Source organism: Mesorhizobium sangaii, from assembly GCF_014207355.1.
GTDB classification, from domain to species: domain Bacteria; phylum Pseudomonadota; class Alphaproteobacteria; order Rhizobiales; family Rhizobiaceae; genus Mesorhizobium; species Mesorhizobium sangaii.
The window spans coordinates 277,638-303,440 of sequence record NZ_JACHEF010000004.1 but is presented as its reverse complement, the minus strand read 5'-3'; the positions used below and the strand labels follow the sequence as shown (position 1 = coordinate 303,440).

The window sequence follows — 25,803 nt, the reverse complement described above, 5'->3', positions numbered from 1 at the left end:
GGTCCTGCCGATTTCAGGCGATGCTCAAGCCGCCGTCGATCAGCATTTCCGCACCGACCATGAACGGGCATTCGTCCGAGGCCAGAAACACCACCGCATTGGCAATTTCCTCGGCGGTTCCGAAACGGCCTGCGGGCACCAGGCCGACCACCGCTTTCGCGCGGGCCTTCGCCGCTGCCGGATCCAGCCCAAGTTTGTCATTGAGCGGTGTGTCGATCGGGCCTGGGCTGATTACATTGGCGCGAATGCCGCGCCCTATCAGTTCGCCCGACAGCGTCCGCGCCAGCGAAATCATGCCAGCCTTGGCCAGCGAATAGACATGCGTTCCTGCCATTCCCATATGCGCGTTGACCGAGCCGCTGAGGATGATCGACGACGGGTTCGAAAACAGCGGAACGAGCGCCTTGACCAGGAAGTACGGTCCCTTGAGGTCGACATCGATGCTCCTGTCGAACGCTGCCTCGGTCCAGTCGCCAAGTGGGCGCAGATCGGCGATGCCGGCGTTGAGGAAGAGAGCGTCGAGCTTACCGAAGGTTTCGCCGATCCGCCCCGCAATGTCGCTTTGGGCTGCGGCATCTCCGGCGTCGGAGGCGATGATGAGCACATCGCCGCCCAAGATGTTGCGCGCTTCCTCGAGGCGGCCCGCATTGGTGCCGGTGATGGCGACGCGCGCGCCTTCCTCAATGAAACGTCGCGCCGTCACCAAGCCGATGCCGCTGGTGCCACCCGTAATCAGCGCGACCTTGTCTTTCAGCCTGGACATTACAGATTGCCTTTCCTGACGCGGAGCGCTGCGCATCGATCAGTCGCGCTGAGCCCGGTACCTTATCTTCAACTTGAAGGCGTTCGCTGACCAAGCCTTGCCGTCGGCACCATTTGTTGCACGTGTTTCGAACAATAACAGGCCTATACCCGGCGAATGACGAAAGAATCGTTGAGGGCGTGGCAGCTGCCACGCCCTCACTCAGAATCCTGAAGACTAGCTGATATCAGTTGATTGCCGCCGCCGCCTTCCTGGCTTCCGACATGTTCGGCAGGAGCACCGTCAGCAGGCCGAGCAGCGGCAAATACGAGCAGATCTGGAAGACGAACTCGATGCCCTTCATGTCGGCGACGACGCCAAGCACCGCGGCGGCGATGCCGCCCATGCCGAAGGCGAAGCCGAAGAAGATGCCGGCGATCATGCCGACACGTCCCGGCACCAGTTCCTGCGCAAAGACGACGATGTTGGAGAAGGCCGACGACAGGATCAGGCCGATCAGCACCGTCAGCACCATCGTCCATTCGAGGTTGGCGTAGGGCAGCGCCAGCGTGAAGGGCAGCACGCCGACGATCGAGAACCAGATCATTGCCTTCTGCCCGTAGCGATCGCCGAAGGGGCCGCCAAGCAGGATGCCGAGTGCCGAGGCGCCGAGGAACAGGAACAGCATGACCTGAGACATCTGCACGGAAACGCCGAACTTATGGATGGAATAGAAGGTGTAGTAGCTGGCGAGGCTGGCGATGTAGGCGTTCTTGCTCAACACCAGCAGGGTCAGCACGATCAATGCATTCATCACCTTGCGGCGCGGGAAGGGCGAGACGAAGGTTGCCGCCTTGCGGTTGCCCTGTGCGGCGCGCAGCCGGCTGTACCAGCCGCCGACCTGCCACAGCACGATGATGCCGATCAGCGAGCCGACGGCGAACCACGAGATGCTGGTCTGGCCGAACGGCACGACGATGAAGGCAGCCAGCAGCGGCCCCATGGACTGGCCGAAATTGCCGCCGACCTGGAACAGCGACTGCGCCAGGCCGAAACGGCCGCCCGATGCAAAGCGGGCGATGCGCGAGGATTCCGGATGGAAGATCGCCGAGCCGATGCCGATCAGCGAGGCGCCGATCAGCAGCAGCGAATAGTGCCCGGCATAGGCGAGCACGACCAGGCCGACCAGCGACGACGCCATGCCGTAGGGCAGCGAATAGGGCATCGGCCGCTTGTCGGTGACCATGCCGATCACCGGCTGCAGCAGCGATGCGGTCACCTGGAAGGTGAAGGTCAGGAGGCCGATCTGCCAGAAGTCGAGGCCGTAATTCTCTTTCAGCAAGGGATAGATGGCCGATAGCAGCGACTGCATGATGTCGTTGATGCAGTGGCAGAAGCTTACCGCCAGGATGACGGTGAAGGCCGTCGCCTGGGCTGAAGCGTGACTGACGGTCGCTGGTGGCGCGACGCTGGCGGCTGTCGTATCGGTCAAGGTAAGGCTCCGTGGTCTTTTTGGCGGGCAGGCCCCCGGGCAGCTCTGGCGGACGCTCCTGCAGACCGCTCTAGGACGGTTGCCTTATAAGCTGCTTGCGGCGCGACTTCTTTCGTGGTTTGGTCCAATAGTTTCGCAAGTGGGCCATACCCGATGCCGCACGGCAGGGAAATCTTTCACGCGGGCAATGCCAACCTCGAGCAATTGCACGAGCGCCGCTGGCTGTGGCTGGAGCAAGCAGTTGGGCCGGCGGTGGCGCTGCCGACCGAATATCCCGATGGCTACCATGTGCCGCAACACCGCCACAGCCGCAACCAGCTGCTGCACGCGCTGGTCGGCGTCGTGCTGGTGACGACGCGCCATGGGCGCTGGATGGTGCCGCCCGATCATGCGATGTGGATTCCGGCCGGCACCGAGCATTCGGTCGAGATGCTGGGCGATGTCTCGATGCGTTCGGTCTATGTCATGCCGCAGGCTATTCCGGGGCTGCCGGAAGGCTTGCGGGTGGTCGGCGTCACCGACCTGATGCACAGCCTTATCGTGGAGTCCGAAAAGCTGCCGCAAGGGGGCGTGCTGGAAGGCCGTGGCGGGCTGATCATGAATCTCCTGCTGCATGAAATCCCGACCCTGCCGGAGCGGCCGCTCGGCCTGCCGTTCCCGTCCGACCCCAGGCTGGCGGCACTCTGCCGGCGCTTCGTGGCGGCCCCTTCGCCGCATGCGACGATCGACGAATGGGCGGACGCCGCCGGCATGAGCCGCCGCTCCTTCACCCGCGCCTTCCAGCGCCAGACCGGCCTGTCGCTGTCGACCTGGCGCCAGCAGGCCTGCCTGTTTGCAGCCCTGCCACGGCTGGCCGATGGCGAGCCTATCACCAGGGTGGCACTCGATCTCGGCTATGACAGCGTGCCGGCCTTCATCACCATGTTCAAGCGCATGCTGGGCGCGTCGCCGCGCGGCTATATGCGCGGTGCGCGCGACAGCGGCGAAGGTATACGTCGGCCAAGCGCTTCGCTTCGACTGGAAAGTCCATGATTTCGGCGTGATGCGCGGTCCTTCAGCCCTCGACCGGCTCGGGCTGGCTGATGCGGATGATCTCCTCGCCATGCGAGGCGGAAGCCGGCGCCCGGCCACGGCTATGTTGGCGTGGCGAACAGCCCATCACCCGCTTGAAGGCGGTGCTGAAGGCGCTTTCGGATTCATAGCCGAGCGAGAGCGCAATGACGGAAACAGGATCGCTGGAACTCGCCAGCCTGTCGCCGGCCACGAGCATGCGCCAGCGCGTCAGGTAGTCCATCGGCGAAGCGCCGACCATTGCCTTGAATTTGAGCGCAAAGGTCGACCGCGACATGCCGGCGCGCTCGGCCAGCGCCTGCAATGTCCAGCCATGCGCCGGGTCCTCGTGCATGGCGCCGATCGCCGCGCCGATCTGTTTGTCGGCCAACGCAAACAGCCAGCCGACGCCACCTCGCAAACCTTCGGCCATATGCAGGCGCAAGGCCTCGATCAGGATCATGTGGGCGAGATGCTCGACGATGAGAAAACCACCCGGCCGGCGCTCGCGCAATTCCTGCATCATCCGCTCCACCGGCCAGCGCAGCGGCGAATGATCGGAGTCGCTGCGGATGTGGACGATCGGCGGCAACATCCGCAACAGGATGCCGGCATGGTCCCCGGATAGGGCAAAGCGGCTGCTGACGAGCAGGAAATCGCCGCCGCCATTATGCGAGGTGATGCCACCGGTGCGGGCGGGGGAAAAGATGGTCCGGGCATCGACCGATGGCAGGTCCATGTCGCTGGCAAGGCGGAAAGGGCGCCCGCGCGGCAGCAGGAAACAGTCGCCCGTCTCCAGCCGCACCGCATCTGCGACGCCGTCCACGGACAGCCAGCATCGGCCCGACACGACGGCACCGCATTTGATGGCTGCCTGCTGGTCGGGGAACTGGATCGACCAGTCGCCACCGGCCTCCAGCCCGGCGGACAGGTAATTGCGCGGCTTCAGCAGCGACAGCACATCTGAGAGCGGATCCATGAGCATTTCGGACGATTGCGAAGATAATACAGACTCTACAGCATAGATCGTATTTTCTCAATCCCGTATCTCCTTGCGCAACGGGCTGCCCATACGGCCCTTGAGCAAACAAAGGAGAAATCGCGATGCGTGTATTTGTCACCGGTGCCACTGGCTTTGTCGGCTCGGCGGTTGTGCGGGAGCTCATTGGAGCGGGCCATCAGGTGCTTGGCCTCGCCCGTTCGGATGCAGGTGCGAGGTCGATTGTCGCTGCGGGCGCCAAGGCGCATCGCGGCGATATCGAAGACCTGGAAAGCCTGCGCAGTGGAGCGGCCCTTTCGGATGGCGTCATCCACACCGCCTTCAATCACGACTTCTCGAAATTCGCGGCGAATTGCGAGGCGGACCGGCGCGCCATCGAGACGCTGGGGGCGGAACTCGAAGGCTCCGAGCGGCCCTTGCTCGTCACCTCCGGGCTGGCACTGCTGACGCCGGCCGGCAGCATGGCGAGCGAGGGCGACGCGCCTGTTCCTCCAACCGCTTCCTATCCCCGTGCCTCGGAGGTGACGGCCGAAGCGCTGGCGGCGCGCGGCGTGCGCGCCTCGGCGGTGCGTCTTTCGCCCTCGGTCCACGGCGACGGCGATCATGGCTTCGTTCCGATGCTGATCGGCATCGCGCGTCAAAAAGGTGTTTCGGCCTATATTGGCGATGGGACGAACCGCTGGCCTGCGGTGCACCGGCTGGACGCCGCTACGCTCTTCAGGCTGGCGCTCGAGAAGGGGACCGGAGGAGCCAGGTATCACGCCGTTGCCGACCGGGGCGTGCCGACGCGGGAGATCGCCGAGATCATTGGCCGCCAGCTGAATCTGCCGGTTGTTTCCAAAACCCGCGAGGAAGCAGCCGACCATTTCGGCTTCCTCGGCCACTTCTTCGGCATGGATTGGCCTGCTTCCAGCGAGCAGACCAGGCAGGCGCTTGGATGGCAGCCGATGCAGCCGGGGTTGATTGCCGACCTCGATCGTCCCGGCTATTTCGAAGGTTGAGGCTGTTTCGGGCGGGCCTAGTCGAACAGGCTCGACACCGATTCCTCGGTCGCCGTGCGTGAGATGGCCTCGCCCATCAGGTCGGCGATCGAGATGACGCGGATGTTGGGAGCGTCGAGCACGCCTTGGGTCGGCTGGATGGAATCGGTGATCACCAGTTCCTGCAGCTTCGAGCCGCTAATGCGGGCGACGGCGCCGCCCGACAGGACACCGTGGGTGATATAGGCGGTGACGCTGGTGGCGCCGTTGGCCAGCAGCGCATCGGCGGCATTGCACAGCGTGCCGCCGGAATCGACGATGTCGTCGATCAGCAGGCAATCCTTGCCTGCAACGGCGCCGATGATGTTCATGACTTCGGATTCGCCCGGACGCTCGCGGCGCTTGTCGACGATGGCCAGCTGTGCGTCGAAGCGCTTGGCCAGCGCACGGGCGCGCACCACGCCACCGATATCGGGCGACACCACCACGACATTGCCGAGCTGCTTGTACTTCGCCTTCACGTCGCGGGCCATGACCGGCACCGAAAACAGATTGTCGGTCGGGATGTCGAAAAAGCCCTGGATCTGTCCGGCATGCAGGTCGAGCGTCAGAACGCGGTCGACGCCGGCACGGGTGATCATGTTGGCAACCAGCTTCGCCGAGATCGGCGTGCGGCCGGAGGCGCGGCGGTCCTGCCTGGCGTAGCCGAAATAGGGAATCACCGCCGTGATACGCTTGGCTGACGAGCGCATGAAGGCATCGATCATGATGAGCAGTTCCATCAGGTGATCGTTGGTCGGGAACGAGGTCGACTGCAGGATGAAGACATCCTCGCCGCGCACATTTTCCTGGATTTCGACGAAGATTTCCTGGTCGGCGAAGCGCCTGACACTGGCCTTGCCCAGCGGGATGTTGAGATAGCGGGCGACCGCTTCGGCCAGCACCCTGTTGGAATTGCCCGCGAAGAGTTTCATACACCGTTCCTGGTGGAGGATGGAGAGATCAGATAGACTCTCCTGCACCTTTTAACCGGGCTTTTAGCGGCCCGCGCCGGTATTGCAAGCGCCGAGATCGGGAATCCGCCGGCTAATCTCAAGAAAGCCTCGCGCCATCGCCAGCGAGCAACACCTCAGCCCGCCTTGCCGCCAAGCCAGGCCGCGAACTGGTCGATGGTCTGGTCGGCGATTGCCTGCATTGTCGCCGGCGAGACCCCTTTCCAGCTGTCGCCACCCCCGCTGTCGCCGGAATTGACCGAAGCTGACTTCTGCTGGCCGTTGATGCGGTGCAGCCGGTTGCCGGCCGGGTCGTAGACGTCCCAGACATAGATGACGGTGGTGTCCTTGCCTTCCGATATCGCCGAGAAATAACCCTTGAGCACATGGGTCGCGGTCTGGTCGGTGCTGCCGGCAAGCGTAATGCCACGTTGCCTGGCGCGCGTCTGCAATTCCGCGGTCAGCGGCGTGGCGGCCTCCACCGAAGCACCGACGATCGGCGCGATCTGCAAGCGGGTCTTCGACAGGATGGCAGCGCTTTGGGATGGCGAGACCGGCGTGGTGGTGGTTGCGGGATTACCCGCAATGGCGGGGTCGGCGGGCGACGGGGCGGGGACGGCACTGCCCTGGGTGCCTGGCGTGGACGGCGTCGAGGTCGCCGGCGGGGTGATGGCGGAGGGTTCGAGAACGTCCTTTGCGTTGGTGCAGGCGGCAAGAGCCAATGCCACAAGCAATGACACGGTCGTCACATGCGATCGTCTCATTTGCCTTCTAACTCCTTGGCGAAGAACGCCTCCCATTGTGGATTCACTGTACGATCAAGTCGAGATCATGGCGGGACAGCGGCTTGGGCTGGGATTCGGTTGTCAGGTAGGTGCGGCCAAGCGTCATCGCCGTCTCGGTGTCGGAATCCATGATGATCATGTGGGCGAACAGCGTCATGTTCGGCGCGACCGGCTCGGGGTTGCCCTGGTAGAACATCGGCATGTCCATCCAGGACGGCGTGAAGCGGGCGCCGACCGAATAGCCACAGGCGTTCAGCCGGTGCTTGGTCAGGCCGTGCGCCTCCATGGTGCGGGCATGGGTGTCGAAGACGTCGCCGAAGCTGTTGCCCGGCGTCATCGCCTTCTCGACGGCCAGAAGGGCTGCGCGAGCGGCGTCGAACAGCTCCTGATGGCGCTTCGAGACCTTGCCGGTGAGCACCGTGCGCATCATCGGCGCATGGTAGTGGTTGAAGACGCCGGCCCATTCGAGCGTCAGCTGGTCGTTCTTGGTGAGTTTGCGGCGGCCGGACTTGTAGCGGCACAGCAGCGCATCGACGCCGGAACCGACGATGAATTCGTTGGCCGGATAGTCGCCGCCCCCGGCAAAGATCGCGCCTTGCATGGCTGCCAGGATCAGTGCTTCGTCGCCGCCCTGTTTGATCAGCGGCAAGGCTGCGTCGAGCGCGTCGTCGGAAAGGTTGGCGGCCTTCTCGGCCTTGGCGATTTCGGCGGGGCTCTTGAACAGGCGCAGCCGGCCGACGATGCCGGACGCGTCGGCGATCTGGCCAAAGGTCTGCAGCTGTTCGTCCAGCCGCCGGCCATTGTAGGCGGTCAGCCCGTGGGTGTCATATTCGACGCCGATGCGGGCGCCGAGCAGGTCGAGTTCGTTGAGCAGGTTGCGCAGGTCGACCGCTGGGTTGGCGCCGTTGCGATCGGTCCACAGGACGATGTTGTCGATGATCGAGGTCTGGCGTGCCTGGCGCAGGTCGGCCGAGCGGGTCAAAAGCACCATCGAACCGTCGGCCTTCACCACCAGGCACTGGAAGAAGCAGAAGCCGAACGTGTCGTAGCCGGTCAGCCAGTACATGCTTTCCTGGGCGAACAGCAGGATGGCGTCGAGCTTCTTCTCGGCCATCTCGATCATCAGCCGGTCGCGCCGCGCGTCAAATTCCGAACGTTCAAAATGCAGCGCCATTTATTGTTTCTCCAAAACGATTGCCGAAACCTGCCGGCCGTAATCGGGCTCCTTGCGGTGCGTGGTGCGCCGGTAGGAGTAAAACAGATCTTCCTCGGCATAAGTGCAGCGGCCGAGGCCCTCGGCCTTCACGCCGGCCTTGGCCAACCGGTCGACCGTGTAGCCGTTGAGGTCGAACATCGCATGGCCAGCGTTGGCGGATGGCGCGAAATAGCGGATGTTTTCAGCGTCGGCCTCAACGAAACGGGCGACGAATTCCGGTCCGACCTCATAGTTTTCGGGGCCGATCGAGGGGCCGAGCACGGCAACGATGTTTTGGCGGCTGGCGCCGAGGCTTTCCATGACGAGGATGGTGTTTTCGAGCACGCCGGTGAAGGCGCCTTTCCAGCCAGCGTGCGCGGCGCCGATGACGCGCGCCTGCGCATCGGCGAACAGCACCGGGCCGCAATCGGCGGTCGAGGCACCGATGGCGATGCCCGGCCGGTCGGTGACGATGGCGTCGGCCTTGGGCCGCTCGCCGGCAAAGGGCTCGCGCACGACGATGACATCGGGCGAATGCACTTGCCAGGCGGTCAGCAGATGGCTCGCCGGCACGCCCATCCAGGCGGCGACACGGCTGCGATTCTCGGCGACCAGCGCCTGGTCGTCATTCGATCCAGTGCCGATGTTGAGGCCCTGGTAGATGCCGCTGGAAACACCGCCGACGCGGGTGAAATAGCCGTGGCGGATGCCTCGTGCCTGCGCCTCGTCCAGCAGGGGCGACCGAACGGGATCCGGTTTGGTCTGATTCAGCATGCGGGCGTTGTTGTCCGTGTGGGCGGTTTCGTCAAGAAGAAGTACTTTTCGACAAGAAGGCGTGGCAGAGTTCGGCCGGCGGTCCGAACGCTGCTTGCCGGACGGGAGATTGGGAGAGGCAGCAGGGAAAAGTCAATCCGCCGTGGCAAAGGGCCGGACGGCCACGCCGCGCGGCAGCACGGCAAGCACCTTGAACAGCTCGCCCATGGCTTGCGCGCCGGCGAGGCGTTCGACGTCGTCGGCGATCTTGTCGCGCGCCGGCTGGTCGGCATCGGCACCGAGCCGGCCGGCACGCTCGAGAATGCCCATGCCGAGCAGGAAGCCGCCCTGCGTCGACAGATGGGCGTCGAGCCCATGCGCGCGGACGGTTGCGGCAAGGGCGGCGAAATCGACATGGGTTGTCACGTCGGCCTCACCGGGATTGGCCAGCACATCTTCGTGATCATGCCTGCGCAGAGCCTGCAGGGTATCGCCGACACCTGGCCTGAGGTGGCCATAGTCGATGAACAGGCCGGCGCCGCCATGCTTTGATATGCGTTCGGCAATGGCCGCCATCAGGGCCGCGCGTGCCGGCGCGACCTCGACGATCGCGCCTTGCGGCGCGTCAGCGGCGTCGTCAGGCAGCAGCGTCGGGTCGACCGAGCCGGCGCCGGCGAAGAAGTGCAGCTCATTGGTCTCGTCGAGGCCGACCATACGCTCGCGCCAGCCGGCGCCGGTGCGGACGAACTGGCGGATGGGCACGGCGTCGAACAATTCGTTGCCGACGATGAACAGCGGCTGTTGCGGCAGCGTATCGATGGTTTCGTGCCAATCGATCGCGAACGGCGTCGTGCCAAGCGTCTGTTTCTGGACTTCGGTCAGGCGTGGGCTGGTCTCGATCATGGCGAAGGCGGCGCCATTGGTCAGATCAGGATCAAGCCGCGACAGGGTGCGCAACATGTCCTTCATCAGCGTGCCACGGCCAGGGCCGATCTCGGCGATGGTGACCGGTAGCGGCCGGCCGCTGGCCAGCCAGGCCTGGTAGAGCCAGATGGCAACGAGTTCGCCGAACATCTGGCTGATCTCGGGCGCGGTGATGAAGTCGCCGGCCGCGCCAAAGGGTTCACGCGTCGTGTAGTAGCCGTCCTGCGGGTCGAACAGGCACAGCGCCATGTATTCGTTGACGGGAAGCGGCCCCAACGCCTCGATCAGGCCGACAATGCGGGTCTTCAGCCGTGTCATGCCGGCTGCGGTTGTGGCACCGGCTTGGCGGTCACCATCGCCCAGATACCGACCAGCACCATCGGCGACGACAGGATCATGCCCATGGTCAGCCAATTGGTGCCGAGGAGATAGCCGAGTTGCTGGTCGGGCTCGCGGAAGAACTCGACGAAGATGCGCGACAGACCATAGCCGCAGATGAAGGCGCCGCCGACGAAGCGCGGCGTCTTCAGCTTGAGGCGCGAATGGGTGAGGATGCGCAGCACGAGGAACAGCACCACGCCCTCTAGCAGTGCCTCATAGAGCTGGCTCGGATGGCGGGCAAACGGCCCGCCATTGGGGAACTCGATCGCCCAGGGCACGTCGGTGGGGCGACCCCAGAGCTCGGAATTGATGAAATTGGCGACGCGCACCAGGCCAAGGCCAACCGGCACGCCGGCCGCCACCACGTCGAACAGCGACCACGTGCGGATGCCGCGCTTGATGGAAAACAGCATCATGGCGAGGATCACGCCGAGCAGACCGCCATGGAACGACATGCCGCCCTGCCAGACCGCGAAGATGTCGAGCGGGTGGGCGATGTAGCGCGGCAGGTCGTAGAACAGCACGTAGCCGGTGCGGCCGCCCAGCACGACGCCGATGGCCGCCCAGACGATGAAGTCGTCGAGGTCCTCCGGCTTCATCGGCAGGACGCCGTTCGGCCACAGCGTCGCGTTGGCGGCGAGCCGCTTGGCGTACCACCAGGCGAACAGGATGCCGACGATGTAACCGACGCCATACCAATGCACCGCCAGCGGCCCGATCTGGATGAGGATCGGGTTGATGTTGGGGAAGGGCAGGGAGGCCAGCGGCAGCAGGAAATAGTCGTTCAACGGGGAACTCTCGGTTGCGATCGCATTTGGGCGCGGACCATGCGGCAGGGTTTTGGCAGGGTCAAGGCAAGGCGGACGTTCCCGACTTGATGCCGCAGCAGGACTCAACATGCTTGCATTCCAAGTGCAGCGCTACTAACTCAAATAACGGTAAGCGAGGATTTGCCATGTCGACCGGACCGAACCGCATTCTCGATGAATTCGCCAAGCTGATGACCGATGCCGCCGGGGCCGCCCAAGGCGTGCGCCGTGAAGTCGAGACCGCCTTCAAGGGCCAGGCCGAACGCATCCTGAACACCATGGATGTGGTGCAGCGCGAAGAGTTCGAAGCGGCGCGCGAGATGGCGGCCAAGGCCCGGGAAGAAAACACCCGCCTTGCGGAGCGTATCGAGGCGCTCGAGGCGAAGCTTGCCGAATTGTCCGGACAGGCCGCACCAGCGGCGGCGGCAAAGCCCCGCGCAAAAAAATAATCATTAAACTTTTCCACATAGCCCGATCCTGAAAAGCGCTTTGCCGTGAATCGCTTAACGGCGTTGCATGAATCTTTGTGACAGCGGCTTTCCACATGCGAATGACGCAGTGCGAAAAATTGGGCTGTTCACGCGACTCCCGATCAATAGACTGAATTTGTTGCATGATTCGGAGCAGGGTCATGTGGCCGGGCGGTGGGGTCCGGTCTGGGGTCTTTGCGTCGAGAAGTCCTGGCCGTCCGAGTTCTAGACAAGATTGTTCGTTGTGTGTGCCCTCCCGCGGAGCGTGTGGCGGCGCTCCTCAGAACGACAGGAAGCATTCCATGGAACTTCTCGAACTCGAATTCTCCCGCGAAATCCATCCGGTGGATGTTATCGAGCAGGTGGCCCACAACAACGACTGGTCCTTTGAGCGGGCAGGTGACGACGAGATTTCGATCTCAGTTGCCGGCAGCTGGACCGACTATCACGTCTCCTTCTCGTGGATGGAGGATTTCGAGGCGCTGCACCTGGCCTGCGCCTTCGACATCAAGGTGCCGGAGGCCCGTGCGCTGGAAGTGATGCGGCTGCTGTCGCTCATCAACGAACAGATGCTCTTCGGCCATTTCGACCTCTGGGAGCAGGAAGGCGCGATCATGTTCCGCCAGTCGCTGCTCCTGGCGGGTGGGGTCGAGCCGTCGAGCCAGCAGGTCGAGGTGTTGCTGTCGTCGGCGCTGGAAGCCTGCGAATGCTATTTCCAGGCGTTCCAGTTCGTCGTCTGGTCGGGAACCTCGGCCAAGGACGCGCTGGCCGGCGTGCTGTTCGAGACCTACGGCAACGCTTAGATCATGCTCTAGAGCGACGGCAACGCAGACAAGACAGAGATGAGTTCGAGCAGCGAACGCAAGCCCGAGATCAGTTTTGCCGACTTCGATCGTGTCGACATCCGCGCCGGCACGATCGTCGAGGCCGAACCGTTTCCCGAAGCGCGCAAGCCGGCGTTCAAGCTGAAAATCGATTTCGGCGCCGACATCGGCATCAAGAAATCGTCGGCGCAGATCACCAAATACTATGCGCCCGAGACGCTGATCGGCCGGCAGGTGTTCGCGGTGGTCAATTTCCCGCCGCGCCAGATCGGCCCGTTCATGTCGGAAGTGCTGACACTCGGCTTTCCCGACGACGAGGGCGCCGTGGTGCTCGGCGCCATCGAGCGCAGGGTGCCGGATGGCGGGCGGCTCTTTTAGGACGTGTTGAGAATCAGGTGAGGCCGGCTTGCGAACGCCGGTCTCCTGCGCTTCCGGTGCTCACGTACTCAAAAGTACGCTCCGCTGCGGGCCTCGGAGCCCGCCATTCTCAGCTCGGCCTGACCGGAATCTCGACACATCCTGAGGCCACGATGCTTCTCAGGCAGCCAGCTTCCGCGGCGTGCCGAGCGCTTCCTCGACCGTGTCGAGAAACATTTCGGCGCAGGCTTTCCAGCTGTAGCGCATGGCGCGTTCGCGCGCCTGGGCGCGATCGACGTTGAGGGCGGCGAGTGCTGCCTCGCGCAGGTCGGCCGACACCGCGCCGCCAAAACCGTCGCCGACGATGTCGATCGGGCCGGTCACCGGATAGGCGGCCACCGGCGTGCCGCTGGCCAGCGCCTCGATGATGACGTTGCCGAACGTGTCGGTGCGGCTGGGGAAGACGAAGACATCGGCCGAGGCATAGATCTCGGCCAGTTCGTCATTGGGACGATGGCCGAGGAAATGCGCTTGCGGGTATTTCGCTTTCAACTTGGCCAGTTCCGGACCCTCGCCGACGATCACCTTGCTGCCGGGCAGATCGAGGTCGAGAAAGGCCGAGAGGTTCTTTTCGATGGCGACGCGGCCGACGCAGAGGAAGATCGGACCGGGAAAGCCGAGATCCTTCTTCTTGTCCGGCCGGAAATGGTCGGTGTCGACGCCACGTGTCCAGGGGCGCAGCTTGTTGAAGCCACGCGAGGCTAGATCGTCGGCGAGCGACTGCGTGGCGACCAGCGTGCCCTTGCCGGAATTGTGGAAATCGCGCAGCCAGCGATAGGTCCAGCTTTCCGGCACCGGCAGGCGGGCGCTCAGATATTCGGGAAAGCGGGTGTGATAGCTGGTGGTGAACGGCCGGCCGGCATTGCGGCAATAGCGCCGCGCCATGATGCCAAGCGGTCCCTCGGTGACGATGTGGATGTGGTCCGCCTTGCCGGCTTCGATCAGGCGCGCGACATGGCCGGGCGTGGTCAGCGCCAGCCGGATGTCGGGGTAGGTCGGCAAGGGCAACGTGCGAAAGATGTTGGGCGTCAGGAAATCCACCGCGACATCGAAGGATTTCAGCGTTTCGGTCAGCCTTTCCAGCGTGTGGACGACGCCATTGACCTGTGGGCGCCAGGCGTCGGTGACCATCAATATGCGCATGGCGGCCCTTTGCTCGAAAGGTCGACGGTTGCCTTGAGACGATGCCGGAACGGCGACCAGCCTGTGGCTCTCGCTTCGCTCCAGCGCACCCGGGCGGGCACGGGATCGAAGTGAGGCGGCAAGGCCGAATCAATGGAGGTCGCGCGCTTCATGCGCGCTCTTCACCATGGTTTCATGACGGGCGGATGAAGCAATCGTTCAGCTAAGCCTGATTAAGCCCGAAACCGGCTTCCACGTTTCGGGATCATGCTCCGATCAGGCCGGCACCTTGATGACGGCGCGCAGGCCGCCGAGCGGGCTGTCATCGAGGGTAATGTCGCCGCCGTGGCTGCGGGCGATATCGCGGGCAATCGACAGGCCGAGCCCCGTACCGCTGGCATCGAGGTTGCGAGCCTCGTCGAGCCGGACGAAGGGCTTGAACACGTCTTCGCGCCTGTCGAGCGGAATACCGGGGCCATCGTCGTCGATGGTGACCAGCAGCGAGCCGCGGCCATGGTTGGCGTTGACCTCAATCGTCCTGGCATAGCGGAAGGCGTTGCCGATGACGTTGGACAGTAGCCGGGCAAAGGCGTTCGGCCGCACATGCACATCGGGGTCGCCAACAAGCGTCGTCGAAAGCTTGCGCTTGCGCAGTCCGGCTTCCTCGTCGAGCTTCTGGAAATAGGCCTCGAGATCGAACCGTCCGGCATCCTCGGAAGCCTCGCCGCGGGCAAAGGCGAGGTAGCCTTCGAGCATCGACTGCATATCGTCGATGTCCTGGTCGAGCGCCGCCTTGGTCTCGGCCTTGCCGCCGGCCAGCGCCAGCTGCAGCTTGAAGCGGGTGAGAATGGTTCGCAGGTCATGGCTGACGCCGGTCAGCATGGCGGTGCGTTGCTCGATCTGGCGTTCGATTCGCTCGCGCATCTGGATGAAGGCAAAGCCGGCGCGGCGAACCTCCTCGGCGCCGCGCGGCCGGAAGTCGCGCGGCATCGGCCGGCCCTTGCCGAAGCTTTCGGCCGCCTCGGCGAGCGTCAGGATCGGCCGGATCTGGTTGCGCAGGAAGGGGATGGCGATCATCAACAGCACCAGCGAGGTGCCGACCATCCAGATCAGGAAGATGTGGGTGTTCGAGGCATAGGCCTGGCTGCGGCGCACGAAGACGCGCAGCACCTTGCCCTCAAGCTGGACGCGCACCTCGACGATGTTGGAATTGCCGACCGTGTCGATCCAGAACGGGCGGTTGATCTGGCGGGTGATTTCGGCCGAGAGAACGTCGTCAAGGATCGAGAAGAAGGGTTTGGGGCCGGGCGCGGGCAGCGGGTCGGGCGGCAAGAGGTCGACCTTCAGCTGCATGCGGTCCTGGGCGATCCGGATGATGTTGGCGTAGTCGGCGTCGTGCGGATAGGTCTCGGTCAAGTCGATTATGGCGGCGATGTCGCGCACGGTGGCCTGCGACAGACGCTGCGTCACGGTTGCCCAATGGCGTTCCATGAAGACGAAGGCGACGACCGATTGCAGCAGGATCATCGGCGCGATGACGATGATCAGCGAACGGGCATAGAGCCGCTTCGGCATATACAGCGAAACGAGGCGCCAGAACCGGTTCCAGGCACGCGGCACCGCCTTCAGCGTGCGCGCGGCGCGTGCGCTCAAGCCGTCCTTGCCCGGCTGTTGCAGTTCCGTGGTTGCCATTCGCTCTTTTCGTTTGCCCGCAACCGTTCAGCCGGCCGCAGGCGGCATTCTATTCCACGCTGAGCCGATACCCAATACCGCGCACGGTCTGCAACCAGACCGGATTGGACGGATCGCGCTCGATCTTGCGGCGCAGCCGGTTGATCTGCACGTCGATGGTGCGCTCGCCGACTTCCGAATCGTCGCCGACAAGCTCGTGGCGGGGTATCGTCTCACCTGCTCGCGCGGCGAAGATCGCCAGGATCTCCTGCTCGCGGTCAGTCAGTTTCAGCGCCTCGCCGCCGCGCTTCAATTCGCGCCTGGCGATCTGGAACGTGTAAGGGCCGAAGACCAATTGCTCGACCTTCGGCGTTGTCGCCGGGCCGCCACGGCGCAGGATGTTGTTGATGCGCAGGATCAGTTCGCGCGGATCGAAAGGTTTCGGCAGATAGTCGTCGGCGCCGGCTTCGAGCCCGGTGATGCGGCTGTCGGTTTCCGACAGCGCCGTCAGCATCAGGATCGGCACGTTCTTTTCGGCGCGCAGCGACTTGGTCAGGTCGACGCCCGTTTCGCCGGGCATCATCACGTCGAGGATCAGAAGATCGAAGTCTAGGCCGGAAAGCTTGCGCCTGGCTTCGCCGGCATTGCCGGCAACGGTGACGCGAAAGCCGTTTTCGGTCAGATACTGCTTGAGAAGATTGCGGATGCGGGTGTCGTCGTCGACGACGAGCAAATGCGGCGCGTCGTCGTCCGGTGCGGCCGCGTGATCGACCCTTTCAGTGCTCTCCATGGCTTTTCCCTGACATTTTTGCGGACCCAACGTCGATCTGCGCTCTCAGTTCCGGATTGACCATCGCCTCGAGGAACCGTTCAACCAAGGTCCGTTCGGTTATCCCGGAATCTCCCAATGCAGCATGGATGCGGCGCGACTGTGGCCGCGCCAGCGCCAGCGCCAGTGCGCGGCCCTTGGCGGTGGGGTAAAGCTCACGCTGGCGGCGGTCGCGCGGACCTTGCAACTGCACGACATGGTCGGTGTCGATCAATTGCTTGAGCACCCGCGCCAGGCTCTGCTTGGTGATCTTCAGCACGTCGAGCAGTTCGGCAACCGTCAGGCCCGGCCTGCGGTTGACGAAATGCAGCACCCGGTGGTGGGCGCGGCCGAATCCGTAATCGGCCAGGATCTGATCGGGATCGGAGGTGAAGTCCCGATAGGCGAAGAAGAGCAGTTCGATGATGGCGAAGTCGATGCCGTCCTCGTCGGTGATCGCCGTCCTGATCGGTTTCCCGGCTGCGTGGCTTCGATCCGTCATCATTTCTCCGCTTGAAAGAGAGATTATGTCAGTACTATTGACGTAATTTCCCTGCAATGGTAATTTTTGACAAGCTTTTGGGCGGATTGCGAACGAAAAGGCAAGAGAGGTCGGTTTTTCCGGAACTTCCTGAGTTTGCCAGAGCGCAATTATCCGCCTACGCTCCAGCATAAAGGCCGCTTTGCGCGGCCGACACGAAACACACAACGATACAACACTATGCGGGCTGCCGCCCGCGGGAGGTTACCATGGCATCCGTTCCCTTCGATCAACTGGACGGCTTCATCTGGATGAATGGCGCGTTCGTCCAATGGGGTGACGCCAAGATCCACGTACTGACCCATGGCCTGCACTACGCCAGCGCCGTCTTCGAGGGCGAGCGCGCCTATGGCGGCGAGATCTTCAAGCTCAACGAACACACCGAGCGCCTGCATGAATCGGCGCGCCTGCTCGGCTTCAAGATCCCCTATTCGGTGGCCGAGCTCAACGACGCTTCCACCACGCTTTTGAAGAAGCAGGGGTTCCAGGACGCCTATGTCCGGCCGATCGCCTGGCGCGGCAGCGAACAGATGGGCGTTTCGGCGCAGAACAACCGCATCAACTGCGCCATCGCCATCTGGCAGTGGCCCAGCTATTTCGATCCGGCGCAGAAGCTGAAAGGCATCCGCCTCGACGTAGCGGAATGGCGCCGGCCCGACCCGCGCACGGCGCCGTCCAAGTCGAAGGCGGCCGGCCTCTACATGATCTGCACCATGTCCAAGCACGCCGCCGAGGCCAAGGGCTATGCCGATGCCATGATGCTCGACTGGCGTGGCCAGGTCGCGGAAGCGACCGGCGCCAACATCTTCTTCGTCAAGGACGGCAAGATCCACACGCCCAAGCCCGACTGCTTCCTCGACGGCATCACCCGCCGCACGGTCATAGGCCTGGCCAAGGATCGCGGTCTGGAAGTGATCGAACGCGCCATCATGCCGGAAGAACTGGAAGGCTTTGAGCAATGCTTCCTGACCGGGACGGCAGCGGAAGTAACGCCGGTTTCGGAGATCGGACCTTACCGATTCGAGGTCGGTGAAATCGCCAAGAACCTTATGAATGACTATTCTGCAGCGGTTCAGCCCAAGCACGCGATCGCGGCAGAATAACGAAAGTCACAGCTTTTCGAGCAAGCAGGGGCGGTTTTGGGGCTGCCCCTTTTATTTAAGTGTTTCTGCATTTGACTTTCGTCCAATTCGGCGTCTCATGATGCTGTCGGCCCGGAAGGCTGGCAGCTATGGAGGGACTAATCATATGGACATGAACACGCTTCTTCCGATCATTATACAGGTGATTACGGGTATCATCGGTGGTCAGGCGGTCGGTGCGGCGCTCAAGACGGCGGCGTTGGGTCAGCTTCCCAAAATCCTGGGCGGAGCCATTGGCGGCGTTGGCGGTGCGGCGATCCTCGGCAGCCTGCTTGGTGGCGGCGCGGTCGATCCGGCGGCCGCGGCAGCAGCAACGAGCGGTCTCGGCAGTGCGCTGAACCTCAACAACATCGTCGGCGGTGCCGGCGGCGGCGCGATCCTGACCGGCATTCTCGGCGCGGTCATGGGTGCCATGAAGAAGTAAGCTATTCGGTCTAAGCGTTTCAAATGGGCGGCTTCGGCCGCCCATTTTCGTTTTCGGAGCGACTGACTGTTCGTCTGTCGAAGGGTGGACGCCCTTCGCCCGCGCCTCCAGAGCGGTTCATCGTTTCATGGAAACGCCAAACCGCTCTGTCTTTTGGTTGATGCAATTCCGGACGGAAAACCGTTTCACACTTTTCCTGGAATTGCTCTACATCACGCTGGAATAGCGAAAGGACGATCATGGGTCAGCTCAATGCCGGCATCGTGCCGGTCACACCGTTCCAGCAGAATTGCACCATCCTGTTCGACATGGACGACAAGCATGGTGTCGTCGTCGATCCGGGCGGCGACATCGACAAGGTGCTGGCGGTGCTGAAGGACAACGCGATATCGGCCGGGGCGATCTGGATAACGCATGGCCATATCGACCATGCCGGCGGCGCCATGGAGTTGAAGGAGGCGCTCGGCGTCGAGATCATCGGCCCGCATGAGGCCGACAAGTCGTTGCTCGACAATCTGGAAAACCAGGGCAGGCGTTACGGCATCGCCGGCGCGCGCAACTGCGTGCCCGACCGGTTCCTGACCGAAGGCGAGACCGTGTCTTTTGGTTCGCATGTGTTCGAGGTGTTGCATTGCCCCGGCCACGCGCCTGGCCATGTCGTCTACTACAACCGCGCGGCCAAGTTCGCCCATGTCGGCGACGTGCTGTTTCGCGGCTCGGTCGGCCGCACCGACCTGCCGGGCGGCGACCACGCGGCGCTGATCGCCTCGATCAAGGACAAGCTCCTGCCGCTCGGCGACGACATCGGCTTCATCTGCGGCCATGGTCCCGGTGGACGCTTCGGCGAGGAGCGGCGGACCAACCCGTTCCTGGTTTAACCAGGGTGTGCTGATATTCACACGTGCGGGGCTTCATCTTCGGGGCGTCAAATCGTGGAGCCAAAACAAAAAGCGCCGACCTTGCGGTCGGCGCTTTTGTTTGGGGCAGGGAAGCCCTTGGCCTTAGTTCGCCGTGCAGAAATGCTGTTCGCCATCATTGCCGGTGAACGTGCCGGTGCGGGCGTTGAAGGTGCGGTAGCGGTCCGAGCAATAGTCATACCAGTCACGCGTCCACGGCTCGGCGTAGCCCTCATTGTAGACGACCCTCGGCTCCGCATAATAGCGGCGGACCGGTGCAGGGCGCACCACTACGTCACGCTCGTAGTAACCGTCATCGTAGTAGCGGTCAGTGTAGGGCGGGGGCTGGTCATTTGCCAACGCACCACCGATCAGCGCGCCGGCCGCAAGTCCGAGGACGCCGGCGGCGATTGCATCGCCGTTGTCATGATGGCCGTGATGGTGCAAGTCACCCGCGTTGGCAGCGGGCAAGGTCGCGAAGGTGGTGGCGACCACGGCAGCGGACAGGACAGCGGTCTTGAAAATTCGATTCATGTCGGTCTCCTTCGTACCGGCCCGCGCAAGTTTCGGGGGATGCAGTCCGGCTTTACCAAGGACTAATATACGACCATGGCTGAACGGGGGCTGAACGGATTTCGACGCGCAATATCAAAACATGCGTCAAAGACCCCTGCAGGGAACGGGCTATTCAGCCGTCGCTGTCGCGGGTCTGGAGCCGGTTCAGCCAACCGACAGGTTGACGGCCTTGGGGCCCTTACCACGCTTGTCCGGTTCCGTATCGAAGGACACTTTCTGGCCATCCTCAAGACCAGGAAGGCCCGACGCCTGCACGGCTGAAATATGCACGAAAACATCCTTCGCGCCATCATCGGGCGTGATGAAGCCGAAGCCTTTGGCATGGTTGAAGAATTTGACGGTGCCGGTCTGCGGCATGGGAAGCTCCTTTGGTCCCATAAAGTCCAGTCTCGGGCCGGCAAATGCCCGAGTGGAAATTTGTCCTTTATTTTAGCGCTATCGGCAAGAGAAAGTTTTTGGGGCCTCTAAAGCGCGTCGCGTTTGAAGGGGCTCAGACGACGCGCTTTTTAAGTCTTTGTTTTTATGCTTGTCGTTGCCTCGAAACCAGTGCGCACTTTTGAGCGACAGGCATTGGGCAGAACTCGCGGCACGAAAAAGGCGCGACGAAAACCGCCGCGCCTTTTAAATTCAAATCCCTCTCCAAGCCAGGTTCAGGCATTGGAGCCTCCGTCATGCGTCAGAGACGCACGGCGCCGATGGCTCAGGCAGCGCGGAGGTTGACGGCCTTGGGGCCCTTGCCCATGCGATCCGGCTCGACGTCGAAGGTGACCTTCTGGCCGTCGACGAGCGTGCGCAGGCCGGAGGCCTCGATCGCGGAAATATGGACGAATACATCCTTGGCGCCGCCATCGGGCGTGATGAAACCGAAGCCTTTGGTCGCGTTGAAGAATTTAACGGTGCCGGTCTGGGCCATTGGGGAAACTCCTTCACCCGTTCAGTCTGGTGGTCCTGCCCGCCGCCTGGCGCAATGGGCAAGTCCCGGTGGTTGCTTCGGCAGTCATGCATTGGCGCATGGTCAAACCCCCCGCCGAAAACGGGGCCGTCAGAGATTCACAGTATCGGGGAAAGGTCGTCCAAAACGTTCCGCTCTCCGGGTCGCAAATGCCCGAACACGGAATTTATCGCACGGAAACGTGAAGGTTGCAAGATAGCGCCGCGGGCCGCCACAATGGGCGCATCCCGACGCATGGATCGACTGACCTGAGCATCGATGCGGCTCGACATAGGCTTGGTTGCCGGCCGGGTCATCGGCCCAGAACGCGGCCACGAATGGGCCAGATGCCGTGGCCGCCAGCGGGATGGGGCTGATGGGTGCCATGGCTCCGCCCATCGTTTCCGGCGGGAGGCTGCAAACGGGGGTTGCATTTGGCAATGGAATGGCAAGGATCGTCTTCCCGAGACGGGATCGAGGGAGAGATCAACATGAAGTTTCTGGCGGCAATCTTTTCGCGGCAAGGTTTTGCCATCCTGTTCCTGTCGGCAATTCTTACCGCCTGCACCGTCGTCGTCGATGAGGGACCAGGGCCGCGTCCGCGTCCGCCACGGCCCGAACCGCAATATTGCAGCAGGCAGTACGAGCCGGTCTGCGCCCGGCGCGGCGGCGACCGCCAGACGTTTGCCAATGCCTGCCTTGCCGACCGGGCTGGCTACCGCGTCGTGCGCGACGGTCCATGCCGCGACGGCGGTGGTGGCAGTGGCGGTGGCGAAGAGCAGACGTTCTGCACCCGCGAATATGCTCCCGTGTGCGCGCGCCGCAATGGCGAGCTGCGCACCTTCCCCAATGCCTGCGAAGCCCGTGCCGCGGACTATCGCGTCATTGACGGCGGGCCGTGCTGAAGGGAACTGGTTTAGCTTTTTCCCACAAAGGGAAGAAAGGGAAAACCGAGGCGTTCGCTCACACCTCCGCCGGATACGCACCGTCGGCAGGGCCGGCGTACAGCTCGCTGCCGTCCTCGTCGGAAATGCGCAGGCGATCAGGGATTTGCGGCATGGCCAGCGTGTGGAACAGCGCAGTGGCGCCTTGGAGGGCGGCGCGCAGGTTCGGCGCTTCCAGCGATACCTTGTCGAGCGTGGCTTCGTCGGCGTCGCGCGACCGGTAGAACTCGATGACGAAGTTCAAGCGCGCCTCCGTATGCGGGGTGTGTTGCGCCAGCATGTCGTGTCAGTCCGTCGCCCCACAACGTGGGCGACGGGGGACGCACGAGGCGCCCCTGGGCTGTCAGCCCTTCGCCTTCGGCTTCAGGCTACTCTCGGCCTGCTTGACCGACGAGCCGAACGGGGAGGCCGGCTTGGCCACGACCTTGTCCTTCTTCGGCTTGCGCGTTTCGCGATTGCTTCGCTGTTGACCCTTGGACATGTCGTGCTCCTGTTGCGTGTTGGCGTGGCTTTGCTGGGCGTTCAGACGACCGGATTGTCAGCAACAAGCGGGTTGTCAGTAACAACCGGGCTGTCGGTAACAACAGGGTTGTCGGCCGGTTCGAGATTGTCTTCCGTGGTGACCCGCTCATGGGTCTCCTGCTCGCTTCGGATGCGGTATTGCGGCGAGCCGTCCTTGACCGGCAGCCTGCTCTTGATCTGGAACAGTTCCGCGGTTTTCTGGACGAGGCCGGTACGGCTCTTCATGCGGACAGTCTGACCGATCGCAAACTGGTGCGAGGGCGTGTCGGTGCGCGGGCGCGCATTCTGCTGGAAACGGATCATGCTGCATTCTCCCTGTCGCGCTTCAGCGCTGTTTCGAGTTCGAGGTAATCGATGGCGACAAGCTGGCTGGTGGTCGGATTTTTCACCGCCCTTGCCGGCAGATGGATGAAGGTGGCGACGCGGCGCCAGGCAAGCCGCGACATGCCCTCGATCACCTCTTCGTCGTGATCGATGTCATAGTCGCCGGCCGGCAGTTGTCCTTCCAGTCCGCCGAGCACGAAGGGTGCCGCGAAATGGGCGATGGAGTGGGTGGTGCGATCGGTCATTGTCGTGCCTTGATGCTTCCGAAGCGGTCCTGAAAAGCAAAAAAGCGGGGACGAGCCCCGCTTTCCTATTTCCGGCAATCGCAGGAAATAAGCCGCTTTCGAAAGCTGCCAGTACATCCGTGGTCAGCGTTCATCGAATTCGGCCGGATCAGATCAATTGCAAATTGGCGGCCGATTCGCGGCCCTTGGTGTCACGCTCCAACTCGAACTGCAGCTTCTGGCCTTCGGCGAGGCCAGGAAAGCCGGCGCGCTCCAGCGCGCTGACATGGACGAAAACGTCCTTGCCGCCATCGGTCGGCTGAATGAAGCCGAAGCCCTTCTGGCCATTGTAGAACTTTACGGTTCCGGTGTTCATGTCGGTCTTTCGAGGAACGAGAAAAAAGTAGCGAAGCGCAGCCGGTATCGATGATTTAGCCAGTATCGATGATTGGAATGAGATTGGCGGGTCGAGAACCTCTGACGCCGCGAGATGCCAATTCTGGCCCAAAACGATCCTCTGCACATAGGCCTTTGCTGCAATTTAATCAAGGCAATTTAAAAGAAAATCTGACTTCGCTAAGAAAATTGCTCGCTGTAATTTTCAGAAAAATGATGATACAGATCCAGAGATATCAAAAATTATTTGAAGGCAGGCGGGAACAATTCTCCCGGTATTTTTGTTTTATTTGCGTACGGAAGGACTAGATTTGATGATTAATGAAGCAACACCGGCAGGCGCAACAGTCAAGATCGGGCCATTGGCAAAACCAGTGATGGCAAAGCCCATCCTGTCGCCGCGGCTGACCGTCAGGAGTGACGAAGCGGCAAAGCGAAGGGTCGCCGATACCGACGGAACGCTCCGGCGTGCCAGGCAAGTTGCGGAGACCAACCGGCTGATTTGATCGCTTCGACGCTGACGGACACCAAGCGAGCCTTGAACCTGAAGCGCCGATGGCCTAGATCGGTTCATCGTTTCACTGAAACGCCGAACCGCTCTATCTCCTTGTTTGGCGCAATTCCGGACGGAAAACCGTTTCATACCTTTCCTGGAATTGCTTTAGATCGCGGGCAGGCGAACAAACACGGCAGGTTCCCATTAACAGAGATCAGAGAAGAGCGGCGGGCGCGGGAGCCAGATCTGGCGCTGGAGGACAGCCACCGCTGGGGCTGGACCAGTATGTGCAGCAGGCCCTGCAGCTGCACCAGGCCGGGCGACGGCAGGAAGCCGAGGCGCTTTACCGTCAGGTACTGGCGCGCAAGCCCAATCACGCTGCCGCGGCGCATTTCCTTGGCCTGCTGCTTCACCAGACCGGGCGCAGCGAAGAGGGGCTCGATCTCATCGAACAGTCGGTGAGCCTGCAGCCCAAAAATCCTGATTTCCTCAATAATTTTGGTACGGTGATGCGCGATCTCGGCCGCATCGCAGCCGCCATCGATTTCTTTCGCGGTGCGGTGGATATCCGGCCGGACCAGCTCGCGGCGCGCGACAACCTTGGCTCGTCGCTGAAGCAGCTCGGCCAGTTCGAGGAGGCCGAAGAGATCTATCGCGGCACGGTTGGTCGCAATCCCTTCCATGTCCGCGCCCGCATTGGACTTGCCGAAACGCTGCAGGAAGCCGGACGTCTGGACGAGGCGCTTGCCGTCTTCCGCGAGGCGCTGACCATCCGGCCGAAGGACGCAGACCTGCTGCACGGGCTGGGCGTCGGGCTGATGGAAAAGGGCAAGCTCGACGAAGCCGTCGACCTGTTTCGGCAGGCGCTGGCGGTCGACCCCGGCATGGCCAGGGCCTGGCTGATGCTGACGCAGGTCAAGCGCCAGAAGGAGCGTGACAGCGAACTGACCAGCATGGAGGCTCAGCATACCAAGGCGCCGCAGGATAGCCTGGCGCGCATGCAGCTGTCCTTCGGCCTCGGCAAGGCCAATGACGATCTGAAGGATTATGGCAGGGCCTTCGACTATTTCGCCGAAGGCAATGCGATCCGCCGCAAGGGCATCAACTACGATGCGGCCAGGACGCGCGCCGAATTCGAGGCCATGAAGGCAACCTTCGATGCCGGATTCTTCGAGAAACACAGGCCCAGCTCGATTGTCGACGACACGCCGATCTTTGTCGTCGGCATGCCGCGCTCCGGCACGACGCTGATCGAGCAGATCATCGCCAGCCATCCCCAGGTCTATGGCGCCGGCGAGCTCGGCATCCTGAAGACGGCGGTAGGCAAGCAGTTTCCGCTGACCATGAAGGGGGGCTTCCCAGCCGGCATCGCCGACATGCCCGACAAGGCTTTCGCCGAGGCCGGCGAAGCCTATCTCGACATGCTGCACGCCCGCTATCCCGGCTTCAAGCATGTCACAGACAAGATGCCGGGCAATTTCCTGCTCATCGGCTTCCTCCATATGATGCTGCCGAAAGCGAAGATCGTCCATTGCGCCCGCAACGCGGCGGCGACATGCCTGTCGATCTACAAGGTGCATTTCCGCGGCGACAGCCATCGCTACGGCTACGACCTCGGCGAACTCGCCGATTTCCACAACCTCTACACCGACATCATGGCGCACTGGCATGCCGTGCTGCCTGGGGTGGTGCATGATGTGCGCTATGAGGATTTCGTCGCCGACCAGGAAGGGCAGACGCGGGCGCTGATCGCCCATCTCGGCCTGCCGTGGAACGATGCGGTGTTGTCGTTCCACGCGACCGACCGGCCGGTGCGCACGGCGTCCGCCGCGCAGGTGCGCCAGCCGATGTATCAGGGCTCGGTCGATCTGTGGAAGCGCTATGGCGATCGGCTCAAGCCGCTGCTGGACAGGCTGGATTAGCGCGCGGGTGCAGATTAACCCCAGCTTCGTCATCCACGGGCGGAGCAGCG

General features: G+C 62.8%; 31 protein-coding genes. 10 read left to right on the top strand and 21 right to left on the bottom strand.

The features are described from left to right. Positions 1 to 13: 13 nt before the first annotated feature. Positions 14 to 763 carry an SDR family oxidoreductase gene (locus tag HNQ71_RS21605; protein ID WP_184874663.1) on the bottom strand — a complete coding sequence of 250 codons (750 nt, stop codon included), beginning with the start codon at positions 761 to 763 and terminating at the stop codon, positions 14 to 16. Between the two features lie 226 nt (positions 764 to 989). Beyond that, positions 990 to 2,234, bottom strand: a complete 1,245-nt coding sequence (locus HNQ71_RS21600; protein WP_184874662.1) for an MFS transporter — start codon at positions 2,232 to 2,234, stop codon at positions 990 to 992. Positions 2,235 to 2,387: 153 nt separating this feature from the next. Here HNQ71_RS21600 and HNQ71_RS21595 point away from each other — a divergent pair, with 153 nt between their 5' ends. Continuing rightward, positions 2,388 to 3,266, top strand: a complete 879-nt coding sequence (locus tag HNQ71_RS21595) for an AraC family transcriptional regulator (RefSeq protein ID WP_184874661.1) — start codon at positions 2,388 to 2,390, stop codon at positions 3,264 to 3,266. 22 nt (positions 3,267 to 3,288) lie between these two features. On the opposite strand, the gene HNQ71_RS21590 is transcribed toward HNQ71_RS21595, so the two are convergent. Next, on the bottom strand, positions 3,289 to 4,263 hold the full coding sequence (locus HNQ71_RS21590) for an AraC family transcriptional regulator (RefSeq protein WP_184874660.1): 975 nt from the start codon (positions 4,261 to 4,263) through the stop codon (positions 3,289 to 3,291). 125 nt (positions 4,264 to 4,388) lie between these two features. On the opposite strand from HNQ71_RS21590, the gene HNQ71_RS21585 reads away from it, so the two are divergent. Beyond that, the gene (locus tag HNQ71_RS21585; RefSeq protein WP_184874659.1) at positions 4,389 to 5,285 is read left to right on the top strand and encodes an SDR family oxidoreductase; all 897 of its coding nucleotides are present in this window, start codon (positions 4,389 to 4,391) and stop codon (positions 5,283 to 5,285) included. 17 nt (positions 5,286 to 5,302) lie between these two features. On the opposite strand, the gene HNQ71_RS21580 is transcribed toward HNQ71_RS21585, so the two are convergent. The 6 genes from HNQ71_RS21580 to lgt form a co-directional block, all read right to left on the bottom strand. After that, positions 5,303 to 6,238: a ribose-phosphate pyrophosphokinase gene (locus HNQ71_RS21580; RefSeq protein WP_019860650.1), complete on the bottom strand. Its 936-nt coding sequence runs from the start codon at positions 6,236 to 6,238 to the stop codon at positions 5,303 to 5,305. Between the two features lie 155 nt (positions 6,239 to 6,393). Beyond that, the gene (locus tag HNQ71_RS21575) at positions 6,394 to 7,020 is read right to left on the bottom strand and encodes a hypothetical protein (protein WP_184874658.1); all 627 of its coding nucleotides are present in this window, start codon (positions 7,018 to 7,020) and stop codon (positions 6,394 to 6,396) included. Between the two features lie 43 nt (positions 7,021 to 7,063). Then, a complete protein-coding gene (locus tag HNQ71_RS21570; RefSeq protein WP_184874657.1) occupies positions 7,064 to 8,215 on the bottom strand; it encodes a M24 family metallopeptidase in 1,152 nt (383 codons plus the stop codon). Next, positions 8,216 to 9,010 carry a peptidoglycan editing factor PgeF gene (pgeF, locus tag HNQ71_RS21565; protein ID WP_184874656.1) on the bottom strand — a complete coding sequence of 265 codons (795 nt, stop codon included), beginning with the start codon at positions 9,008 to 9,010 and terminating at the stop codon, positions 8,216 to 8,218. Between the two features lie 132 nt (positions 9,011 to 9,142). Beyond that, positions 9,143 to 10,231 carry a class I SAM-dependent methyltransferase gene (locus HNQ71_RS21560; protein WP_184874655.1) on the bottom strand — a complete coding sequence of 363 codons (1,089 nt, stop codon included), beginning with the start codon at positions 10,229 to 10,231 and terminating at the stop codon, positions 9,143 to 9,145. After that, on the bottom strand, positions 10,228 to 11,082 hold the full coding sequence (lgt, locus tag HNQ71_RS21555) for a prolipoprotein diacylglyceryl transferase (protein ID WP_184874654.1): 855 nt from the start codon (positions 11,080 to 11,082) through the stop codon (positions 10,228 to 10,230). Before lgt ends, HNQ71_RS21560 begins: the two co-directional genes overlap by 4 nt. A gap of 167 nt (positions 11,083 to 11,249) precedes the next feature. Between lgt and HNQ71_RS21550 the strand changes: the two genes are divergently transcribed. The 3 genes from HNQ71_RS21550 to HNQ71_RS21540 all read left to right on the top strand — a co-directional run bounded on the left by HNQ71_RS21550 (position 11,250) and on the right by HNQ71_RS21540 (position 12,775). Then, positions 11,250 to 11,552 (top strand): accessory factor UbiK family protein, encoded by a 303-nt coding sequence (locus HNQ71_RS21550; protein ID WP_184874869.1) that lies wholly within the window; start codon positions 11,250 to 11,252, stop codon positions 11,550 to 11,552. Between the two features lie 323 nt (positions 11,553 to 11,875). Further along, positions 11,876 to 12,376, top strand: coding sequence for a type III secretion system chaperone family protein (locus tag HNQ71_RS21545; protein ID WP_006202532.1), 501 nt, complete (start codon positions 11,876 to 11,878; stop codon positions 12,374 to 12,376). Between the two features lie 39 nt (positions 12,377 to 12,415). Next, positions 12,416 to 12,775 (top strand): tRNA-binding protein, encoded by a 360-nt coding sequence (locus HNQ71_RS21540; RefSeq protein ID WP_184874653.1) that lies wholly within the window; start codon positions 12,416 to 12,418, stop codon positions 12,773 to 12,775. Positions 12,776 to 12,934: 159 nt separating this feature from the next. Here the strand turns inward: HNQ71_RS21540 and HNQ71_RS21535 are convergent, their stop codons facing one another. The 4 genes from HNQ71_RS21535 to HNQ71_RS21520 form a co-directional block, all read right to left on the bottom strand. After that, the gene (locus HNQ71_RS21535; RefSeq protein WP_184874652.1) at positions 12,935 to 13,957 is read right to left on the bottom strand and encodes a glycosyltransferase family 4 protein; all 1,023 of its coding nucleotides are present in this window, start codon (positions 13,955 to 13,957) and stop codon (positions 12,935 to 12,937) included. A gap of 255 nt (positions 13,958 to 14,212) precedes the next feature. Continuing rightward, on the bottom strand, positions 14,213 to 15,628 hold the full coding sequence (locus HNQ71_RS21530) for an ATP-binding protein (RefSeq protein ID WP_184874651.1): 1,416 nt from the start codon (positions 15,626 to 15,628) through the stop codon (positions 14,213 to 14,215). Positions 15,629 to 15,677: 49 nt separating this feature from the next. Beyond that, positions 15,678 to 16,397: a response regulator gene (locus tag HNQ71_RS21525; protein ID WP_184874650.1), complete on the bottom strand. Its 720-nt coding sequence runs from the start codon at positions 16,395 to 16,397 to the stop codon at positions 15,678 to 15,680. Beyond that, positions 16,384 to 16,917 carry a MarR family winged helix-turn-helix transcriptional regulator gene (locus tag HNQ71_RS21520; protein ID WP_167392346.1) on the bottom strand — a complete coding sequence of 178 codons (534 nt, stop codon included), beginning with the start codon at positions 16,915 to 16,917 and terminating at the stop codon, positions 16,384 to 16,386. The genes HNQ71_RS21525 and HNQ71_RS21520 overlap by 14 nt, the downstream gene beginning before the upstream one ends. Before the next feature lie 248 nt (positions 16,918 to 17,165). Here HNQ71_RS21520 and HNQ71_RS21515 point away from each other — a divergent pair, with 248 nt between their 5' ends. The 3 genes from HNQ71_RS21515 to HNQ71_RS21505 all read left to right on the top strand — a co-directional run bounded on the left by HNQ71_RS21515 (position 17,166) and on the right by HNQ71_RS21505 (position 19,400). Beyond that, positions 17,166 to 18,059: a branched-chain amino acid aminotransferase gene (locus tag HNQ71_RS21515; protein WP_095090875.1), complete on the top strand. Its 894-nt coding sequence runs from the start codon at positions 17,166 to 17,168 to the stop codon at positions 18,057 to 18,059. A 145-nt stretch (positions 18,060 to 18,204) separates the two neighbouring features. Beyond that, a complete protein-coding gene (locus tag HNQ71_RS21510; protein ID WP_184874649.1) occupies positions 18,205 to 18,522 on the top strand; it encodes a hypothetical protein in 318 nt (105 codons plus the stop codon). A gap of 239 nt (positions 18,523 to 18,761) precedes the next feature. Next, complete coding sequence (locus HNQ71_RS21505; RefSeq protein WP_184874648.1) at positions 18,762 to 19,400, top strand: MBL fold metallo-hydrolase; 639 nt, start codon at positions 18,762 to 18,764, stop codon at positions 19,398 to 19,400. 123 nt (positions 19,401 to 19,523) lie between these two features. On the opposite strand, the gene HNQ71_RS21500 is transcribed toward HNQ71_RS21505, so the two are convergent. The 3 genes from HNQ71_RS21500 to HNQ71_RS21490 all read right to left on the bottom strand — a co-directional run bounded on the left by HNQ71_RS21500 (position 19,524) and on the right by HNQ71_RS21490 (position 20,907). Then, on the bottom strand, positions 19,524 to 19,952 hold the full coding sequence (locus tag HNQ71_RS21500) for a BA14K family protein (RefSeq protein WP_184874647.1): 429 nt from the start codon (positions 19,950 to 19,952) through the stop codon (positions 19,524 to 19,526). A gap of 186 nt (positions 19,953 to 20,138) precedes the next feature. After that, positions 20,139 to 20,351: a cold-shock protein gene (locus HNQ71_RS21495; RefSeq protein ID WP_013530020.1), complete on the bottom strand. Its 213-nt coding sequence runs from the start codon at positions 20,349 to 20,351 to the stop codon at positions 20,139 to 20,141. Between the two features lie 343 nt (positions 20,352 to 20,694). Continuing rightward, positions 20,695 to 20,907, bottom strand: coding sequence for a cold-shock protein (locus tag HNQ71_RS21490; RefSeq protein WP_006202520.1), 213 nt, complete (start codon positions 20,905 to 20,907; stop codon positions 20,695 to 20,697). Positions 20,908 to 21,416: 509 nt separating this feature from the next. Between HNQ71_RS21490 and HNQ71_RS21485 the strand changes: the two genes are divergently transcribed. Further along, positions 21,417 to 21,830, top strand: a complete 414-nt coding sequence (locus HNQ71_RS21485) for a Kazal-type serine protease inhibitor family protein (protein WP_184874646.1) — start codon at positions 21,417 to 21,419, stop codon at positions 21,828 to 21,830. 58 nt (positions 21,831 to 21,888) lie between these two features. Here HNQ71_RS21485 and HNQ71_RS21480 read toward each other — a convergent pair whose 3' ends face one another. The 5 genes from HNQ71_RS21480 to HNQ71_RS21460 all read right to left on the bottom strand — a co-directional run bounded on the left by HNQ71_RS21480 (position 21,889) and on the right by HNQ71_RS21460 (position 23,315). Further along, entirely contained in the window at positions 21,889 to 22,113 is a 225-nt protein-coding gene (locus tag HNQ71_RS21480; protein ID WP_095091701.1) for a hypothetical protein, read from the bottom strand. 99 nt (positions 22,114 to 22,212) lie between these two features. Beyond that, entirely contained in the window at positions 22,213 to 22,350 is a 138-nt protein-coding gene (locus tag HNQ71_RS21475; protein WP_184874645.1) for a hypothetical protein, read from the bottom strand. A 41-nt stretch (positions 22,351 to 22,391) separates the two neighbouring features. Further along, positions 22,392 to 22,694 (bottom strand): hypothetical protein, encoded by a 303-nt coding sequence (locus HNQ71_RS21470; RefSeq protein WP_184874644.1) that lies wholly within the window; start codon positions 22,692 to 22,694, stop codon positions 22,392 to 22,394. Beyond that, entirely contained in the window at positions 22,691 to 22,960 is a 270-nt protein-coding gene (locus HNQ71_RS21465; RefSeq protein WP_095090880.1) for a hypothetical protein, read from the bottom strand. Before HNQ71_RS21465 ends, HNQ71_RS21470 begins: the two co-directional genes overlap by 4 nt. A 148-nt stretch (positions 22,961 to 23,108) precedes the next feature. Beyond that, complete coding sequence (locus HNQ71_RS21460) at positions 23,109 to 23,315, bottom strand: cold-shock protein (RefSeq protein WP_023809797.1); 207 nt, start codon at positions 23,313 to 23,315, stop codon at positions 23,109 to 23,111. An 803-nt stretch (positions 23,316 to 24,118) separates the two neighbouring features. Here HNQ71_RS21460 and HNQ71_RS21455 point away from each other — a divergent pair. Continuing rightward, positions 24,119 to 25,753: a tetratricopeptide repeat protein gene (locus tag HNQ71_RS21455; protein WP_184874643.1), complete on the top strand. Its 1,635-nt coding sequence runs from the start codon at positions 24,119 to 24,121 to the stop codon at positions 25,751 to 25,753. Positions 25,754 to 25,803 lie beyond the last annotated feature (50 nt).

What these genes read in the sequence shown, in the direction of transcription:
- HNQ71_RS21500 (WP_184874647.1), bottom strand. Translation starts at nt 19,952, where the DNA reads ATGAATCGAATTTTCAAGACCGCTGTCCTGTCCGCTGCCGTGGTCGCC.
- HNQ71_RS21460 (WP_023809797.1), bottom strand. Translation starts at nt 23,315, where the DNA reads ATGAACACCGGAACCGTAAAGTTCTACAATGGCCAGAAGGGCTTCGGC.
- HNQ71_RS21585 (WP_184874659.1), top strand. Translation starts at nt 4,389, where the DNA reads ATGCGTGTATTTGTCACCGGTGCCACTGGCTTTGTCGGCTCGGCGGTT.
- HNQ71_RS21560 (WP_184874655.1), bottom strand. Translation starts at nt 10,231, where the DNA reads ATGACACGGCTGAAGACCCGCATTGTCGGCCTGATCGAGGCGTTGGGG.
- HNQ71_RS21520 (WP_167392346.1), bottom strand. Translation starts at nt 16,917, where the DNA reads ATGACGGATCGAAGCCACGCAGCCGGGAAACCGATCAGGACGGCGATC.
- HNQ71_RS21595 (WP_184874661.1), top strand. Translation starts at nt 2,388, where the DNA reads ATGCCGCACGGCAGGGAAATCTTTCACGCGGGCAATGCCAACCTCGAG.
- HNQ71_RS21545 (WP_006202532.1), top strand. Translation starts at nt 11,876, where the DNA reads ATGGAACTTCTCGAACTCGAATTCTCCCGCGAAATCCATCCGGTGGAT.
- HNQ71_RS21470 (WP_184874644.1), bottom strand. Translation starts at nt 22,694, where the DNA reads ATGATCCGTTTCCAGCAGAATGCGCGCCCGCGCACCGACACGCCCTCG.
- HNQ71_RS21510 (WP_184874649.1), top strand. Translation starts at nt 18,205, where the DNA reads ATGGACATGAACACGCTTCTTCCGATCATTATACAGGTGATTACGGGT.
- HNQ71_RS21550 (WP_184874869.1), top strand. Translation starts at nt 11,250, where the DNA reads ATGTCGACCGGACCGAACCGCATTCTCGATGAATTCGCCAAGCTGATG.
- HNQ71_RS21535 (WP_184874652.1), bottom strand. Translation starts at nt 13,957, where the DNA reads ATGCGCATATTGATGGTCACCGACGCCTGGCGCCCACAGGTCAATGGC.
- HNQ71_RS21530 (WP_184874651.1), bottom strand. Translation starts at nt 15,628, where the DNA reads ATGGCAACCACGGAACTGCAACAGCCGGGCAAGGACGGCTTGAGCGCA.
- HNQ71_RS21580 (WP_019860650.1), bottom strand. Translation starts at nt 6,238, where the DNA reads ATGAAACTCTTCGCGGGCAATTCCAACAGGGTGCTGGCCGAAGCGGTC.
- pgeF (WP_184874656.1), bottom strand. Translation starts at nt 9,010, where the DNA reads ATGCTGAATCAGACCAAACCGGATCCCGTTCGGTCGCCCCTGCTGGAC.
- HNQ71_RS21605 (WP_184874663.1), bottom strand. Translation starts at nt 763, where the DNA reads ATGTCCAGGCTGAAAGACAAGGTCGCGCTGATTACGGGTGGCACCAGC.
- HNQ71_RS21495 (WP_013530020.1), bottom strand. Translation starts at nt 20,351, where the DNA reads ATGCCGCAGACCGGCACCGTCAAATTCTTCAACCATGCCAAAGGCTTC.
- HNQ71_RS21540 (WP_184874653.1), top strand. Translation starts at nt 12,416, where the DNA reads ATGAGTTCGAGCAGCGAACGCAAGCCCGAGATCAGTTTTGCCGACTTC.
- HNQ71_RS21590 (WP_184874660.1), bottom strand. Translation starts at nt 4,263, where the DNA reads ATGGATCCGCTCTCAGATGTGCTGTCGCTGCTGAAGCCGCGCAATTAC.
- HNQ71_RS21505 (WP_184874648.1), top strand. Translation starts at nt 18,762, where the DNA reads ATGGGTCAGCTCAATGCCGGCATCGTGCCGGTCACACCGTTCCAGCAG.
- HNQ71_RS21485 (WP_184874646.1), top strand. Translation starts at nt 21,417, where the DNA reads ATGAAGTTTCTGGCGGCAATCTTTTCGCGGCAAGGTTTTGCCATCCTG.
- HNQ71_RS21575 (WP_184874658.1), bottom strand. Translation starts at nt 7,020, where the DNA reads ATGAGACGATCGCATGTGACGACCGTGTCATTGCTTGTGGCATTGGCT.
- HNQ71_RS21525 (WP_184874650.1), bottom strand. Translation starts at nt 16,397, where the DNA reads ATGGAGAGCACTGAAAGGGTCGATCACGCGGCCGCACCGGACGACGAC.
- HNQ71_RS21490 (WP_006202520.1), bottom strand. Translation starts at nt 20,907, where the DNA reads ATGGCCCAGACCGGCACCGTTAAATTCTTCAACGCGACCAAAGGCTTC.
- HNQ71_RS21570 (WP_184874657.1), bottom strand. Translation starts at nt 8,215, where the DNA reads ATGGCGCTGCATTTTGAACGTTCGGAATTTGACGCGCGGCGCGACCGG.
- HNQ71_RS21475 (WP_184874645.1), bottom strand. Translation starts at nt 22,350, where the DNA reads ATGTCCAAGGGTCAACAGCGAAGCAATCGCGAAACGCGCAAGCCGAAG.
- HNQ71_RS21465 (WP_095090880.1), bottom strand. Translation starts at nt 22,960, where the DNA reads ATGACCGATCGCACCACCCACTCCATCGCCCATTTCGCGGCACCCTTC.
- HNQ71_RS21515 (WP_095090875.1), top strand. Translation starts at nt 17,166, where the DNA reads ATGGCATCCGTTCCCTTCGATCAACTGGACGGCTTCATCTGGATGAAT.